Source organism: Microvirga makkahensis (assembly GCF_009830105.1).
GTDB classification, from domain to species: domain Bacteria; phylum Pseudomonadota; class Alphaproteobacteria; order Rhizobiales; family Beijerinckiaceae; genus Microvirga; species Microvirga makkahensis.
On sequence record NZ_WURB01000031.1, the window covers coordinates 1 to 15,480 of the forward strand.

The window sequence follows — 15,480 nt, forward strand, 5'->3', positions numbered from 1 at the left end:
CATCCTGTCACCATCCACACTTCCGATCGTCGGCAGGCTCGCGCTCGGGCCTTCCGCGTCTGGGCAGAGGTCACTGGTGCCTAATCCGGCCCCGAACCAGGATCGGTGTATCCTACTTCAACAACTTGACGATCCCATTCGGACTGCTTTTTGGCTTCCCCGGCATCTTCCTTGCGGTGCCGCTGGCGGTGGCGATCACCGTTCTGATCAAGAAGCACTGGGTCCAACAGACTCTGGGGGTGGACACCAGCATTCCGGGTGAAGAAGCACCAGGTGATGACGCCGTGCAGAAGGCAAGGTGAGCCTACGCAAGCCGAATGATCTGAGCTTAGGGAATCCTAATCCTCCGGGCATCGCCGCCTGGGTCGGGTTAGGACCCATCGTCTGGCGTCAATCGCACAAGCCGCCCGCTATCCGCATCGGTCAGCGCGTAGACAGCCCCGTCGGGGCCCTGGCGCACGTCACGGACCCGGGCGTTCAGGTTAATGCGGTCTTCACTCGTGACCTTCTCACCGTCAAGGGTGACACGCACAATGGCCGATGCGCTCAAGCCCCCGATCAGCAGCGAGCCACGCCAGGAGGGGAACACCTCACCGGTATAGACGGTCATACCGGACGGCGAGATCACGGGCGTCCATTGATGGATCGAGCCGGCAAAGTTCGGTCGTGTGGGAGGATCCGGGATGTCGCGCCCGTCGTAGTGCCGGCCCCAGCTCACTTCGGGCCAGCCGTAATTTTTGCCCGCCTCGGGGCGATTTAACTCGTCCCCACCTCTCGGACCCATCTCGGCCACCCAGAGCGCACCGGTCTGCGGGTGCAGAGCCGCAGCCTGGATGTTGCGGTGCCCGTAGGACCAGATCTCGGGCCGGGCGTTCTGGCGACCGACGAAAGGATTGTCGTTCGGCACCGTCCCATCGAGATTGATCCGCACAATAGAGCCAAGGTGATTGGCGAGATCCTGGGCCGGATCGAACTTGAAGCGCTCAGCCAGCGTGACGAAGAGCTTCCCGTCAGGCGTGAAGACAAGCCGCGAGCCGAAGTGATTGGGCCCTTCGACCTTCGGCTGCTGCCGGAAAATCACCTGGAGGTTGTCGAGCCCTGAGGCGGCATCGTTGAGCCGCCCCCGCGCCACTGCGGTTCCGGCAGTGCCACCCTCACCCGGCTCGGCATAGGAGAGATAAACAAGGCGGCTTGAGCCGAAATCCGGAGCGAGCGCCACATCGAGCAAGCCGCCCTGCCCCCGTGCGAAGACCCTGGGCACGCCAGACAAAGGTTCGGAGATCTGGCCGTCCTTTGACACCACCCGCAGTCGCCCTGGACGCTCGGTCACCAGCATGCGACCATCCGGGAGGAAGGCCAGCCCCCAAGGATGCTCGAGTCCCCATGCAATGGTCTCGACCCGAACCTTGCCGGTCTGGGACGTCACCGTCTGGACGCGGTTCTCCTGCGCATGGGCGGCGCCAAGGGCGGCAGTAAGGGCGAAAGCAAGAGCGACGGATCTGCGCATGGCTGGGCTCCCAGACATCATGAGTTTGCCCGCCAACGCACAACAGCCTGTTCCGATCCTCACCAGCCGGTCACGAAGGTGCGAACGAGAGCGTCTGGATCCCATCCAACGCGGTGGCGCAGCGATAACGCGAGCGGTCTTCGGGGGACCTGACCGGCTCAAAAACAGGGATTTCGGCCCCCGCTACCTGTGTTGCGCTGGTCAAGCACGTACAGCACCACAAGTCCCGCGATGTAGAGCACGATGGCGGCCAGCGAGTCGTACCCCAGGACGGAACGTACATCAAAGTCCGTGGGCGCTGGCTGTATCTCTATCGCGCGATCGACAGCAACGGCGACACGGTCGAGTTCTGGTTCAGCGAGAAGCGCAAATGGAAACCGTGACCCTGTCCGTCTCGACGGGCTTCACGACCCATTGGCTGATGCCGCGGATGGGGAAATTCAAGGCGGCCTTTCCATCCGTCGACTTGCGGTTCCAGCTTCTGAACGGGCCGCTCGGCGGGCCCGTTGACGATGTCGACCTTGGAATGCGCTTTGTCAGCGGCTCCGACGAGCGGCACGAGGCCGTGTTCGTCATGCCGGAAATTCTACTGCCAATCTGCACTTCCCTCTACCTGGAGCAGCACATCCGCGAGGAGCAGGGCGCCGAAGTCGCTGTGGGCACGGTGGTCAACCTCAGCAACGCCCAACCCGACTGGTCCGGGCTCTTCTCACCCCGACGCGGCGGAGAGGCCCTCAACTCCCTGATCTTTTCCGATTATGCCGTCGTTGTGCAGGCAGCGCTCCTGGGACAGGGCGTGGCGCTCGGATGGCTAAACGTAGTCGCCCATTGGCTGCGCACGAAGGCGCTGGTGCCGGCGCGATTGGACCTGATGAAAATCGAACGTCTCTGCCACCTTGTGCGTGCCCGCGCGAGACCGCACACGCCGATCGTGTCCCACATCTGCGACTGGATCCTCTCGGAGTTGCACGAGGATCTGGCGGAGATCGCCGCGGAATATCCGATGCTGAATCTCGAAGCGGAACTCAGAGAGAGCCCCTGAGCGCGTTTCAAAATCACGAGGCGGGCAGCTCTTATCATCACCGAGCCAGTTCGCGTTCGACGCTCGCGGCGATCTCCAGAAGCCTGCGGTCCTGTCCATTGCGTCGGGTCAGCATGGGGCCAGCGCAAGATCTGTTCCTAATTATACGCTAAGATAAAACGGATTGGGAACTCGCCTTTCCACTCCTTGACGATCCCATCGTCCGGCGCCGAGCGCGCCTGCTGGGAGGTAGCAGCCCGGCGCTCTCGGCGATTAGCCGGAACCCTGCTGGTAACGATACCCAGAACGTAACGTGTGGATTCGGAGGGTAGCAGCTGTATGGGGTTCGTAGATCTCGCACCAATGTCCGGCTCCTCAGGAGCGATTGAGCCGACGATCTGCGAGGCGATCGATGGCACGCCGGAAACTCTTAACCCCTGACGAACGCCAGGCCCTGCTCGGTATTCCAGACGATGAGGAAAGCCTGATCAGGCACTACACTCTGTCTCCGCGGGATCGTCTCCAAGCCGAAGTCCGCCGACGTCCTCACAATCAGCTCGGTTATGCAGTGCAACTCTGCATTATGCGCTATCCCGGCCGGGTCTTGGGTATGGGCGAGGATCCGCGGCTCTGTCGCGGATCCTGGCTGAAGTTGAAGGAAGGAAAAGAATGTCGCTCTGCGTCAGGCGGCGAGCCGCTCGAACTGCTCGGCGAGCGAGAGATGTAGATTGCGGGCGTACTTCGCCTGTCCCTTGCGCATCATGTGAACCATCTCAATCCCACCCAGGATCACGTGGGCCGTGGTAGTCGACTTGAAGCCGAGCATTGGTCGAACTCGGCGCTTGACGGCGCGACGGTCCTGTTCGATGCGCTTGTTGAGGTAGCGACTTTGCCGGATCTGGATGGGCTTCAGTTTGCGCCCTGATCGATCCTGGAGCCGGTCTGTCGTATCACAGGACAGGATGGCTTCCCTGTTGGTCTGACTACCATCGATCACGATCCCCTCGGGCCGGCCGTGCCGCTTGAGCGCCTTGTGCAAAAACCGCTTAGCGGCGGTCAAATTGCGCTTCTCGCTGAACCAGAACTCGACCGTGTCGCCGTTGCTGTCGATCGTGCGATAGAGATACAGCCAACGCCCACGGACTTTGATGTACGTTCCGTCCATGTGCCACCTCCCAGTGACCGCTCTCTTGCGTTTATTGAACTGATCAAGCAGTTCGGGCGAATAGCGCACGATCCATCTGTGAATGGTCGCGTAATCGACCAAGATCCCGCGTGCGGCCATCATCTCCTCAAGGTCGCGTAAACTGAGGCTATAGGAGAGATACCACCGCACGCACAGCAGGATCACCGACCGATCAAAATGCTTGCCCTTGAGCATCGCGCACCTCCGGAGCCACCGGAGGCGTAGACCGGACTGAGTTACTGATGAGTTTGCGACAGTACTCTCACCTCTCGTCGAAGTACTTGCGTACGCATTGAACCCGAGTGGCGAGAAGAGGCGGGATCACAGGCTCATCGCGCCAGTGCTCCTACAATGCCGCTCGATGACGGTGTCGGGCAATAATCCAGACCGCATGCACAATTCCCGGAATATAGCCCAGGATCGTCAGCAGGATGTTGAGCCAGAACTGACCTCCGAGGCCAACCGTGAAAAATACGCCGACGGGCGGAAGAAGAATGGCAAGGATAACGCGCAGAACATTGCCCATAACTTGCTCCAATATGAGGCACAAAGCTCGTGAGAGCGGGAATAATCAGTCCGAGACGCTCTCGACTGCGTAACCAGCGCTGTCGATTGCAAATACGACGATCTGCGGATCAGCGGATTCCGAAACCCGCACCTCGCTCTTGCCTGCATCGGCCTCGACCGAAGTATCCTCGCCAGGCCGCTGCCTGATTGCACGAGAGACGGCCGTCTCGCAGCCGTCGCAGGTCATTCCGGTCACCTTATAGGTCCGCATGTCCTTCTCCTGTTCAGTCTGTTACGTTCGAGGAGACCCCGAAACTGCAAGCCGCGCGAGTTCCGTGGCGGTCTTGCGGATATCGCCATCAGCGTAATCCGCAGCATTGGTTTGAGCTGGCGACACAGTTGGCTCCAAAAGCGCGCCATCGCTCCCCATCGCAAAAGTGTAGGTCTGCCCTGTGGGTGTAAAGACGACAGCCAAGCCATCGTCTCTCCGCTCCAGCCGAAAGTCGTCTGTCTTAGGGGTGTTCATGGGCTGCCTCCAGTTCATCTGCGAAAACTGCTTGGCAGGGAACTCATCCCGGACAGCGGTGTTCCATTGGCCCTGCGTAAAGGCGGGCTACGCTCGTTGCAGTCTTCCTTTATGGCAGAACCCTCTTCACATCCGCAGTTCGGGCGAGCTCCGGGGACGAGCGCGTCGGCTCCAGGAAGCGGGCGGCGAGAGCAAGGCACGCCAGGAGATAGACCATGCCCATCGGAACGCCCATGAGCAGGCCGGCGAATTGCTGATCCTCCAGAGCCCCCATTCCCCACGTCGCCGTCCGATCAAGGTACCACTCATAAAGAGGATCGCGCGCGAAGGTAATGAGCGCACTGAGGAAGCCGCTATGAATCAGCGTCAGGAATCCAGCCGCGATACCGAACGCAACACCTGCGGTGCTTCGGGAGGAGAGGGCCAGGCTCTGCCAGAAGAGAAGTCCCGTGCCGAAGAACGAGATGTGCTCAAGTGTATGGAGCAATGAGCTTTCGAGCGCTGCATCGAACAGCACCGGAGCATGCCAAATCCACATGGCGACGCCGTGCACGATAGCGGCAGGCAAGGGGCGCAGGATCCAGGATAACGCTCTCGCGACCCACCTCACGCCGCCGGTTCGCACTGCTGTCGTGAGAAAGCCTCGTGGAAGCGCCCAGGGAAATGCAGCGCCCGGGAACCCGGCGAGAAGAAGCGGCGGCGCGACGGCAGCAAGGAGAGTATGCTGTGCCATGTGCGCCGAGAAGAGGGTCTCGCCAAGAGAATCCAGGGGCGAGATAAGGGAGATCACGAGGATGAGCTCACCACCGATGAAAGCGCCGCTGCGAGCCATGGAGATGCCCCTGCCCCATCCGGCTTTTGCCCACAGGCGCAGAACGCCGCGTCCATACAGCCAATGCACGATGACGAGCGGCACCCATATCCAGGGGTCGAAGGTCCAGTGGTGCCATAGATCATCGGGCCCGATGGGCATGCCATCACCGTGGGCGACCGCAGGACCGGCGGCAATGACAATCAGCAAGGAATAAGCCAGGCAGCTCAACCGCATGGCGGCACCAGCAGGGCCGGGATGCCATTCCAGACGATGGCGACGAACGAAAGCCCAGCAATGGTCATGGTGGTATAGCGCATGAAGTCGTTGACGGGCCTGTTATCCCGCGAAGCATAGGCTGGACCTCGACGCCGCAGAGCGAGAAGGAACACCAAGGCTGTCGCGAGAAGTGCTGCCAGCGTTATGCCTGTCACGACAAACGGGACGATGCCGATTCCCATGAGCTCCATCCCTGCGAACCGGCGGGCGCAGGCCAGGGAATTGAACACATAAACCAGCGTGAACTGCGCCGCCCATACGAGAAGCCCGCCCGTCATGAACAGCGATTTGCGGATGAAATCGTTATTGCCCATCGCGCCTACCCCAGCAGACGAGGAAAGGCATGGACGACAATCAGGCCGATGAGGCCCTGGACTGTCGCGTACTGCCATAGAAGTTGGGTGTTGTCGTAGGTGGCCCGTCGCACACCATTCAGTCGGCCGGACAGAGAGCGCGCGATGGTATAGAGCACCATGATGACCAGCACAGCGGCAAAGAAGCCCTGCCAAGCCGATATGGTGTAAACCACCGCGCCGTAGCCGCTCTCCGATGGGCGAAGGCCCGTGGAGAGCTGCCCGAAGATCTCGAGGGTCACGGCTCCCACGAAGACCGGGATCGCCAGGAGGGCGAGCAGACGCATCGGCCATGCGCTCCGCTCCGGCACACGGGCAAGGGAGCGCCCGCCGATGAACATCGCGGCGCTACCGACAATGTAGAGTGCGGCTGATGCGGCAGGCCAGCCGAGCGACGGCAGCCCGCCTGCCTGCGGCCACATCTCGGGGTTCACGGTCCAGAGAAAGAAGTAGGAGAACAGGAGGCAGGCGAAGGTGGTCCCGGCCACCAGTTCGAGCACGATCATCGCCCAATAGGAATGGCTCATCGGGCCCGTGACATAGGTCGGGAGATGAAGGCCGCCGCCGATATCGACGGACGGAGAGCTTGGTCCCGGATCCGAATCCCACATCCACCAGATCACCATGACGACGGCGAGGACACCGCATGTGAAAGCTGGAATATAGAGCTTGACTGTCAGGCCCAGGAAGAACACCGCCGTGAACACCGCCGCAAGGACGGTCGGCCAGCTCGGCCCCGGCATCTGCAGGACATATTGCGGCCGGGCATCAATGGGACTCGTAATGATGGTCTCGCGGCCACCCGTCGGAGCATTCGGCAGATAGTAGCGGCCCGCCTCCACGTCACGCGCCAGGTTGGGCTGATCCCACAACGGCTCGCGGCTGGTGACGATCGGAATGGAGCGGGTCTGGTAATTGCCGCTCGGCAGCCACTCCAAGGTTCCGGCATTCCATACGTTGCCAGCATCGCCCTGGAAGGGCCGGAAGTTTTTCGCGAGATCGATCAGGAAGATCAGCACGCCGACGGCAATCATGTAGGCGCCGATGGTCGCGATCAGGTTGATGGGCCCCCATCCCATCTCGGCAAGGTACGTATAGTTGCGCCGGGGCATGCCCATCAGGCCCACGATATGCAAAGGGAAGAACGTCACGTTCACTCCGATGAACATAAACCAGAACGACCACTTGCCGAGCCGCTCGGACAAGGGCCGTGTTGAGGCAGTGGGCGCCCAATAGTAGAAGGCGGCGAAGATGGGAAACACCATGCCGCCGATGAGCACGTAATGCAGGTGAGCGACGATGAAGTGCGTATCATGCGCCTGCCAGTCGAAGGGCACCATGGCGACCATGACGCCCGTGAGACCGCCGAGCGTAAAAATGAACAGGAATCCAAGGAGGAAGTAGGTCGGCGTGCGCATCTGCAACTTGCCTGACGCGATGGTGGAGATCCACGCGAAAACCTGGATGCCGCTTGGAATAGCGACCGCCATGCTGGCGGCCGAAAAGAAGCCAAGTGACGCCTGAGGCAAACCTGTGGTGAACATATGGTGCACCCACAGGCCGAAGCTCAAAAAACCCGTTCCGATGATGGCCAGCACCACAAGCCGATAGCCCGCGAGCGGCGTCTGCGCCATGGTGGGCACCATCATTGACACCATGCCGGCTGCGGGCAGGAAGATGACGTAGACCTCCGGATGACCGAAAAACCAGAACAGGTGCTGCCACAGGAGCGGGTCGCCGCCTCTCTCCGCGATGAAAAACGGCCAATGGAAAGCACGTTCGAGTTCGAGCAGAAGGGTTGCGAGGATCACCGCCGGGAAGGCGAAGACAATCATCAGGGCGAAGATCAGCATGGCCCAGGAATAGACCGGTAGCTTGTCGAGGCTCTGCCCCGGTGCGCGCGTCTTCAAGACACCCACGATGATCTCGATAGCGCCCGCTATGGCGGAGATCTCAATGAAGCCAATGCCGAGAAGCCAGAAATCCGCATTGATCCCCGGTGAGTGCTGATAGCTTGTCAGCGGGGGATACATGAACCAGCCGCCATTGGGCGCAAGGCCGAAGAACAGGCTGGTGAAAAACGCCGTTCCGCCAATGAAGTAGGCCCAAAATGCATAAGCCGACAAGCGCGGGAAAGGCAGGTCCCGCGCGGCCTGCATGTTGGGCAGGAGGAAGACGCCGAATGCCTCCACCATGGGCACGGCGAAGAGAAACATCATGACGGTGCCGTGCATCGTGAAGAGCTGGTTGTACAGCTCATGCCCGACCAGGCGCATTTCCGGCTGTGCCAGCTGCGTGCGCATGATGGTGGCAAGAATTCCGGCCAGCACAAAGAACATCAGGGCAGCACCGACGTACCACAGGCCCACATAGGTGTTGTTGACCGCCGACAGGATGTGGATCCCTCTTGGGGCCCGCCAGATCCGCTTCAGCTCGTCGAGCTCATCTTCAGGCCGCGGCACCGGGCTGGGAAATTGAACCGGAGCAGCCTCCTTCTGCTCGCGGGTATCCGCCATTCCGCCTTCCCAGGTCGTATCGCTCACTTGAGGCTCTCCAGATAGGCCGCGATGGCGCGAAGCTCCTCGCCCCGCAGGTTGCCGAACGAGGGCATGAGGTTGCCGGGCTTCAGGTGCTGCGATGACGAGATCCAGCCGGCGAGCGTGCCCACGTTGGTTGGATACGTTCCTGCGGCGATGGACAGACGGCTGCCGACATGGGTCAGATCAGGTCCCAATATTCCGTTTGCGGGCGTACCACGCACCACATGACAGGCCCCGCAGCCGTTCTGCAGGAACAGCTCCTTGCCCTGGATGAGCTGCGTAACCATTGGCTCGGCGGCAGGCTGGACCTGAGCAGCGTACCATGCTTCGAAGTCATTCGGCTCCATGGCCACAACGTAGAAGGCCATGAGCGCATGCTGGTCGCCGCAGTATTCGGCACATTGCCCCCGATAGATGCCAGGGCGATCTGCCGCGAAGCGATAGACGTTCGTGCGCCCAGGGATCATATCGAGCTTGCCCGCCAGGCTCGGCACCCAGAAACTGTGGATCACGTCCTCGGCTTTCAGCACGAACTCGATCGGCTGGCCGGTTGGGATCCTGATTTCGTTGGCACTCACCAAGCGCTGCGTGCCTTGTGCGTCCAAGTAATGAACCCGCCACCACCACATCTCGCCGACCACCTCGATGCGGAGCGCAGGCGATCCAGGCCTTACGAGATGCCGGGCAACCGTGAAGCCATAAACAAGAAGCGCTGTGAGAGTGATGACCGGAAAGACGATCCCGAGCCAGATGATGAAGCGCCTGTTCGTCATCCATTGTCGCCGTTCGGGCGCAACGAACATCGCGATGGCCGTCAGCACAATCACCAGGAGGAAGATGAGCCCTCCTCCGATGAACAGGACCCAGCTCAGTGTTTCGACTCTGTCGGCGTGGGGACCGCCGGGATGAAATGCGGATTGCTGCGTGTTGCAGCCGCTCAAGAGCGACAGGACGATGAGGACAAGGGTCACGCGAAATACCATCATGCGCTCACCGCAGGGTATAGAGATAGGCCGCCACATGGCGTGCCTCATCTTCGGTGAGCGGCAGGGAAGGCATGCCGGTATTGGGAGCGATGGAGGGCGCATCCTTCACCCAGCGCGTGAGGATAGCCGGATGGTTCGGGGCTATTCCGCCCACGAGCTGGCGGTGACCGAACTTCTCGAGAGACGGGCCAACGATTCCATGTGCGCCTGCAATACCCGGAATGATGTGGCAAACGCCGCATTCGACGGCGTCTATGATGGCCCTGCCCCTCTCTGGATTGCCTCCGACCACACGCTGCTCGGCCGGAACTTCGCTTTCGTTGCACGCTCCGACAGCGAGCAAGAATATTGCAGCGGCGCACTTCCAGATGCCCATTCTGCCGATGCTCAGTGAGAGGTGCTGCATCTCCATACTTCGCTGCAGTCCCTATCGTGAGCGGTTGATCTGGTCATCGGTAGAGGCGTTCCCCATACCTGGACCGGCTTGTCCCTCCGGCAAGTACGGCGGCTTGACATTTTGCAGCCCTCGTGTCGACGAAGTTGCGTTCGGAGGCAGAGGAGCAAGCTGTCCCTGCCAAACCTGCGGATTCTGCCTGGGTCCGGCAGGCCGCTGCTCTCCTTGCGGGCTATATCCCGGCTGGATCGATGCGAAATAGAGCGACACGGCGCGAATCTGCTCGTCCGTCATCGCCTTGGAGATGAGTTCCATGACGTTCATGGGATCGCCGTCGCGCCGCCCCTCCTTCCAGAGGCGGAGCTGGAGTTCGGTGTAGGGGGCATACTGGCCCGCGAGCGCCGGATAGATCATCTGTCCGCCGCGCCCGTTCGCGCCGTGGCACCCGGCGCATGGTGGAACGCCCTGCTCGGGGATGCCGACCGCCGAGATCGCTCCGCCTGTCTGCAAGGTTCGCACATCCACCTCCGCTTGAGGCAGGGCGGGCGCATTCTCAATGGAAGCGTAGTAGGCCGCCACAGCCTGCATGTCCTGGTCCGACAGGCTCCTGGCGATTGGGCTCATGATCTCGTTGGGGCGCAGACCCGAGGCATAATCCTGGAGCGTCTTGTAGAGATACCAGCCGCTCTGCGGAACAAGGCGCGGGAAGGCTCCGCTCGAGTTGCCGGCGCCCTCCAGTCCATGACATTGGATGCACGGGACGTTCTGCCGATCGCGCAACCCACCCAAGGCGATTTCTTGGCCGCGGATGATGTCGGGCGCTCCCGAAGGTCCTGCAGGAGGAGTCTGGCTCTGCGAGAAGACCGGCGTGGCGGCAAGAATCGCGATGCCGAGCGCGAGAGGTATCGCCCGGGTCATGCCTGCACCAATGGTCTTGGATTGTTCAGGTACTGCTTGATCATGGCGTCGGCCGCCCAATAGGTGAGCGCGGCGACTGTGGCTGTCGGATTGTAGCCCGCGTTCTGCGGGAACACGCTGGCGCCCATGACCCAGAGATTATGGGCGTCCCAAGATTGAAGATAACGGTTCACGACGCTGGTTTTCGGATCGGTGCCCATGATGGTTCCGCCCGAGTTGTGGGTGGTCTGGTAGGGCACGATGGAATAGTGGTCGTCGAGCCAGCCGACGGAGATCCGGTTTCCGCCCATTGCCTTTGCGATCTCCACCACCTTTCCGGTGATGTGCCGGGCCATCAGTCTGTCGTTATGCGGAAAATCGAAGGTGAGCATGCCGAGCGGCTGTCCAAATGCGTCCGTGTAGGTGCGGTCGAGGCCGATGTAGTTGTTCGGGTGCGGAACCGATGAGCCGTGAAAGCTGATGCTGACGGTGCTGTTGTAGTGCCGAGCCACCGCGCGCTTCCACTCAAGTCCCCAGCGGGGTGTACCCTCGGGAACCGGGTGATGATAGATCGGCCGGCCCGAGGTCTGATAGGCCGCCACATAGCCGCCACCGATGAAGCCGAGTCCAGAGTGATCAAAGCTGCCGTTGTTGAACTCGTCGATGGCCGTGCCCAAGGCGCCCGCACCCATGAACGGGTTGATGCGCTTATCGCCCTCATAGAACACGTTGACGCCGGTCATGGTCTGATAGGTGTAGTTGCGCCCGACCGTGCCGATCCGGGTTTCCGGGTTGTAAGGCTCGCCGATCCCGGATTGCAGCATGAGAATCGGGTTGTGGTGTGCGAAGGCGCAAAGCACCACCATGTTCGCGGGCTGGAAGACCTCACGCCCCTGCGCATCGATGTAGGTGACGCCGGTCGCCACCTTCGCCTGCCGGTTATATTCGACACGGGTGACATAAGCCCGGGTGCGCAGCTCGAAGTTCTTGTTGGCCATCGCCGAGGGCAGGATGCAGACCTGAGGGCTCGCCTTGGCAAAATGCTCGCAGCCGAACCTTTCGCAGAAGCCGCAATACATGCACGGCTTGAGCTCGGCACCATACGGGTTCGTATAAGGCCGGGTCACATTGGCCGAGGGCACCGGAAACGGCTTGTAGCCCAGTGAAGCAGCCGCCTGGCCGAACAGGTGGCCCGAATGGCTCTTCTTCATGGGCGGGTTCGGGTAGGGCTCGCTGCGCGGTCCCTCGAAGGGATTGCCGCCCTCCTGAATCTGCCCCTTGAGATTGCCTGTAGCTCCGCCGATGCCGAGCACCTTATCGGCGAAGGTATAGAAGGGCTCAAGCTCGTCGTAGGTGACACCCCAATCCTGAATGGTCACCTCTGGACCCAGGTGACTCTGCCCGTACTTCTCATTCACCCAGCTTCTCAGCCTGAACCATTCCGGCTGAAAGCGCCAATACTGACCGTTCCAGTGGACCGCCCCGCCACCAACACCCTCGCCCGGCAGGAAGGAACCGAGCTGGCGCATCGGCAGCGCCTGCTGGCCGACGAAGTTGCGGAACGTGAGCGTCTGGATGCTTGGATCCTGCATGAGCGCGTAGCGGACATCGTACTTCAGCTCATCGTGCATGGTGGGCGACTGGAAGTCGGGCACGGTATCGCGCATCTGCCCGCGTTCGAGGGCAACGACGGTGTATCCCGCCTCAGCAAGCTCCCTGCCCAAGATCGCGGCGGTGAGCCCCCCTCCGACGAGAGCGACATCGACCGGCCTCATGCGAACCGCCATTGACGCCCTCCCCTACTGGTTATGATTGTGACTGTGGCCCGCGATGTGGGCCTGCCGTGCGGCCGAGTTCGCAAAACTGATCGGCGGGCGCGTGTAGGGCAGATCGTAGAGCTCGACGAGATCGACGTACTGCGCGTAAGCGCCCGGGAAGCCGATCATGCGCCAACTCACCATGTCCCGGTTACCGCCATAGGCGGGATCGGCCAGGAAGCCCTCGACCGTGTTGGCGAGCAGCGTTTCGAAGAAGACCGGCGCAGGGAGCGAGGGAAGCTGTATCTGGGCGCTCTCAAGACCTTTGAGTACCTCGTCCATGACGGTCTCGCCCAGGTCCCAGAACTCGCGGCCGTTGTAGGCTTGGCGGCAATGCTGACGGGTCTCTTCAATGCCGATGCGGTAGAGTTCGGCCGGCGTGTGCCGAAGCTGGTAGCCCTGCTGAGGCGGGGCGTCGGGAACCCAGGGACCCTTCAGGTACATCTTGGCGCCGGAACCGTAGGCCCCGGCAAGCTGACGGTCGATGAAGTACAGCACGCCCGCCCACGCAGCGCCGGGCCATTCCGGATCGGCGGGAATCAACCTCTCGACCGCCGCCTCGACGAACCGTGCCTCTTGATCGTTGAAGAAGAACAGAGCGTCTGTCTGCGGCTGAGTGGAAACCGGCGGAGTTGCCCCTTGCGCCGGTTGCGCAGGCGCTGGTGCGTGAACCTGGGCGATCTGCTGGGGTGCGGAACCGGCCGAGCTGGGAACAGCAGCGGCTGCGCCGGCAGCCCCAACCACCTTCAGGAGATTGCGGCGTGATATGGCATCGTTCATTGGGGTCTCTGTTCCTGCCGGAGGACAATCTGAAGGCAGCCCTGGTGAGCCGGCGTGTCCTTGTAGGAATCGCACAGGGACGCACTGGGCAGCGGGGGCGTATTGATCTCGCTGGGTGGGCCTGACGAGGGTTGCGTCGGTCCACTATGACCGGTGGTAGAGGTCTCTGTCGTGCCCGCGCCCACGTGCGCAACCTGCCCCTTCTGCCGAGCCTCCCCCTCTTGGACTTGGGATCGGCTATCCGACTGAGCGGGATTGGTGCTCGAGTCAGTACCTTGAGCGAAGGCCATTGGGGCCATGGCCCCATTGGTCAGCAGCAGGCCTACGCTCAGGGCGCGAATAATTCGACGTGCACACATCATCACTCACCTCGCATTGGGGCGCTGGACCGCACCCGGTGGGGAGGGAACCATGGGGCTCGCAGCCTGAAGCCGTTCGGGGGTGACCGTCTGTGGGCGGATCGAAGCGTAATAGATCGAAACAGCACGGATATCCTCGTCCGTCATGCGCTTGGCGATGTCCTCCATGGCGACAGCACTGAGGCGGTCACTTTTGCGCGTTCCCCCTTTCCAGGCATTGAGCTGCGCCTCCATGTACATTGCGTACTGGCCTGCAAGGTACGGATAGGTCGGTGGCAAACCTGCTCCCGCGGGACCGTGGCAGTTGATACAGCCCTGGATGCCACGCTCGGAACTCCCAATAGCCGCAAGAGCTCCGCCGTGCTGCAGGAGCCTTGGATCAGCCGCTTCCGGCGAAACGAAGGGAGCCTGCTCCTGCGCTGCGTAATACGCTGAGACATCACGGATCTGTTGTTCAGAGAGACTCTGCGCGATGGGCGTCATGATCGGGTTCTGCCGAGCGCCGGAGGCATAATCCTTCATGGAATCATAGAGGTACTTGTAGACCTGCCCGCTCAGGCGCGGGAAAGCTGCCGCAGCATCGCCTTCGCCGTCCATACCATGGCACTGAAAGCACGCGCCGCTCGGCCCAACGCCGGCTGCGGCCACCACGATTGCCCGGCCGCGTTCGACATCGGTTCCGCTCGGATGAACGACGGCAGGATCTGGCACCTGCCCATCTTGGGCATACCCAATTGCAAGCAGAAGCATCCCCGTTGCGGGCGCAAGAGCAAAGCGAATGAGGAAGCGGGGCATGAGCATGCCGCTCCTGGATGTTAGGTTGTTCCTGGCCCTTGGAGACAAACGTTGCCACCGCCAAGTTGTTCCGTCGCTTCGCGCCTTGGATAGATGCTAGCTCCCGACCTCAGATCTTACATTTGAAGAAGGTAGAGCAGAATAACACCGCCCGCGAAGATGAGGATCGCGGCCAAAGCGTCGTACCTCATGCGCAGGGAGGTCTTATTCTTGCGTTCCAGAAGTCCGATCACGAAAACAGCGGTAAGGATTAAACCCAGGAGCGCCGCGACAGCCTCAAATCGTCCGGCGGTGTTGAGGACAGGCTCTCCTGCGTAGAATACATCTGCGAGCAGAAGCAGCCCGATCGTGAGAAGGTTTGTACCAAACACATCCCCAAGGCCATCTCATAGCGTTTCATGCGAACGGCAGCCGTAATCGAGCTGACCTCCGGCAAGGACATCGCAAAACCGACGAGTAGGAGCTCGACGAGCCCAGCCCCGAGGCCGGTAAGCGCCACCTGCTTGAACGAGGATCGAAACTGTGGAGCGGACGGGCTTCCATCTCCCATCACGCCCTCGTCTCTGACAGTGTGCCCGGGAGCGCGCCGTCCGTAAGCGGAAGCAAGGGCAGTGATGCTGAGCACACCTTGCATGAGCGTTGTCGACTTGCCTATTGCCGATGTGATCGCGTCTCGCCCAAGAACCGCATCGGCAAGGGCAATCAGCAGGATGTTAATGGCA

The 15,480-nt window shown here is 61.4% G+C and carries 16 protein-coding genes and 2 pseudogenes; 4 read left to right on the top strand and 14 right to left on the bottom strand.

Annotation, left to right across the window (positions count from 1 at the left end; all coding sequences use genetic code 11):
• Positions 1–125: 125 nt before the first annotated feature.
• Entirely contained in the window at positions 126–302 is a 177-nt protein-coding gene (locus GR328_RS23125) for a hypothetical protein (RefSeq protein ID WP_160888032.1), read from the top strand.
• 68 nt (positions 303–370) lie between these two features.
• Here the strand turns inward: GR328_RS23125 and GR328_RS23130 are convergent, their stop codons facing one another.
• Positions 371–1,507 (bottom strand): PQQ-dependent sugar dehydrogenase, encoded by a 1,137-nt coding sequence (locus tag GR328_RS23130; RefSeq protein WP_160888033.1) that lies wholly within the window; start codon positions 1,505–1,507, stop codon positions 371–373.
• Positions 1,508–1,776: 269 nt separating this feature from the next.
• Here GR328_RS23130 and GR328_RS23135 point away from each other — a divergent pair.
• From GR328_RS23135 to GR328_RS27740, 3 genes and pseudogenes are all read left to right on the top strand, one after another.
• Positions 1,777–1,875, top strand: a pseudogene (locus GR328_RS23135) (DDE-type integrase/transposase/recombinase); the annotation flags it as partial.
• A 2-nt stretch (positions 1,876–1,877) separates the two neighbouring features.
• Positions 1,878–2,549, top strand: a complete 672-nt coding sequence (locus GR328_RS23140; protein WP_160888034.1) for a LysR substrate-binding domain-containing protein — start codon at positions 1,878–1,880, stop codon at positions 2,547–2,549.
• Positions 2,550–2,940: 391 nt separating this feature from the next.
• Positions 2,941–3,153: pseudogene (locus tag GR328_RS27740) on the top strand (DUF4158 domain-containing protein); the annotation flags it as partial.
• Positions 3,154–3,210: 57 nt separating this feature from the next.
• On the opposite strand, the gene GR328_RS23150 reads toward GR328_RS27740, so the two are convergent.
• The 13 genes from GR328_RS23150 to GR328_RS26760 all read right to left on the bottom strand — a co-directional run bounded on the left by GR328_RS23150 (position 3,211) and on the right by GR328_RS26760 (position 15,129).
• Positions 3,211–3,909, bottom strand: coding sequence for an IS6 family transposase (locus GR328_RS23150; protein ID WP_160888036.1), 699 nt, complete (start codon positions 3,907–3,909; stop codon positions 3,211–3,213).
• A 151-nt stretch (positions 3,910–4,060) separates the two neighbouring features.
• Positions 4,061–4,240 carry a YqaE/Pmp3 family membrane protein gene (locus GR328_RS23155; protein ID WP_134495900.1) on the bottom strand — a complete coding sequence of 60 codons (180 nt, stop codon included), beginning with the start codon at positions 4,238–4,240 and terminating at the stop codon, positions 4,061–4,063.
• Between the two features lie 45 nt (positions 4,241–4,285).
• Positions 4,286–4,492, bottom strand: a complete 207-nt coding sequence (locus GR328_RS23160; RefSeq protein WP_160888037.1) for a heavy-metal-associated domain-containing protein — start codon at positions 4,490–4,492, stop codon at positions 4,286–4,288.
• Positions 4,493–4,856: 364 nt separating this feature from the next.
• Positions 4,857–5,768, bottom strand: a complete 912-nt coding sequence (locus GR328_RS23165; RefSeq protein WP_160888038.1) for a cytochrome c oxidase assembly protein — start codon at positions 5,766–5,768, stop codon at positions 4,857–4,859.
• Between the two features lie 17 nt (positions 5,769–5,785).
• Complete coding sequence (locus GR328_RS23170; protein ID WP_160888039.1) at positions 5,786–6,151, bottom strand: hypothetical protein; 366 nt, start codon at positions 6,149–6,151, stop codon at positions 5,786–5,788.
• Positions 6,152–6,156: 5 nt separating this feature from the next.
• Positions 6,157–8,706: a cbb3-type cytochrome c oxidase subunit I gene (locus tag GR328_RS23175; RefSeq protein WP_160888066.1), complete on the bottom strand. Its 2,550-nt coding sequence runs from the start codon at positions 8,704–8,706 to the stop codon at positions 6,157–6,159.
• Positions 8,707–8,729: 23 nt separating this feature from the next.
• Entirely contained in the window at positions 8,730–9,713 is a 984-nt protein-coding gene (gene coxB, locus GR328_RS23180) for a cytochrome c oxidase subunit II (RefSeq protein WP_160888065.1), read from the bottom strand.
• 7 nt (positions 9,714–9,720) lie between these two features.
• The gene (locus GR328_RS23185; protein ID WP_205790243.1) at positions 9,721–10,092 is read right to left on the bottom strand and encodes a c-type cytochrome; all 372 of its coding nucleotides are present in this window, start codon (positions 10,090–10,092) and stop codon (positions 9,721–9,723) included.
• Positions 10,093–10,143: 51 nt separating this feature from the next.
• Entirely contained in the window at positions 10,144–11,028 is an 885-nt protein-coding gene (locus GR328_RS23190; protein ID WP_160888040.1) for a c-type cytochrome, read from the bottom strand.
• Positions 11,025–12,794 carry a GMC family oxidoreductase gene (locus GR328_RS23195; RefSeq protein ID WP_160888041.1) on the bottom strand — a complete coding sequence of 590 codons (1,770 nt, stop codon included), beginning with the start codon at positions 12,792–12,794 and terminating at the stop codon, positions 11,025–11,027. Before GR328_RS23195 ends, GR328_RS23190 begins: the two co-directional genes overlap by 4 nt.
• A gap of 12 nt (positions 12,795–12,806) precedes the next feature.
• The gene (locus GR328_RS23200) at positions 12,807–13,604 is read right to left on the bottom strand and encodes a gluconate 2-dehydrogenase subunit 3 family protein (RefSeq protein ID WP_160888068.1); all 798 of its coding nucleotides are present in this window, start codon (positions 13,602–13,604) and stop codon (positions 12,807–12,809) included.
• A 365-nt stretch (positions 13,605–13,969) separates the two neighbouring features.
• Positions 13,970–14,758, bottom strand: coding sequence for a c-type cytochrome (locus GR328_RS23205; protein ID WP_160888042.1), 789 nt, complete (start codon positions 14,756–14,758; stop codon positions 13,970–13,972).
• A 116-nt stretch (positions 14,759–14,874) separates the two neighbouring features.
• On the bottom strand, positions 14,875–15,129 hold the full coding sequence (locus GR328_RS26760; RefSeq protein ID WP_170304158.1) for a hypothetical protein: 255 nt from the start codon (positions 15,127–15,129) through the stop codon (positions 14,875–14,877).
• Between the last annotated feature and the right edge of the window lie 351 nt (positions 15,130–15,480).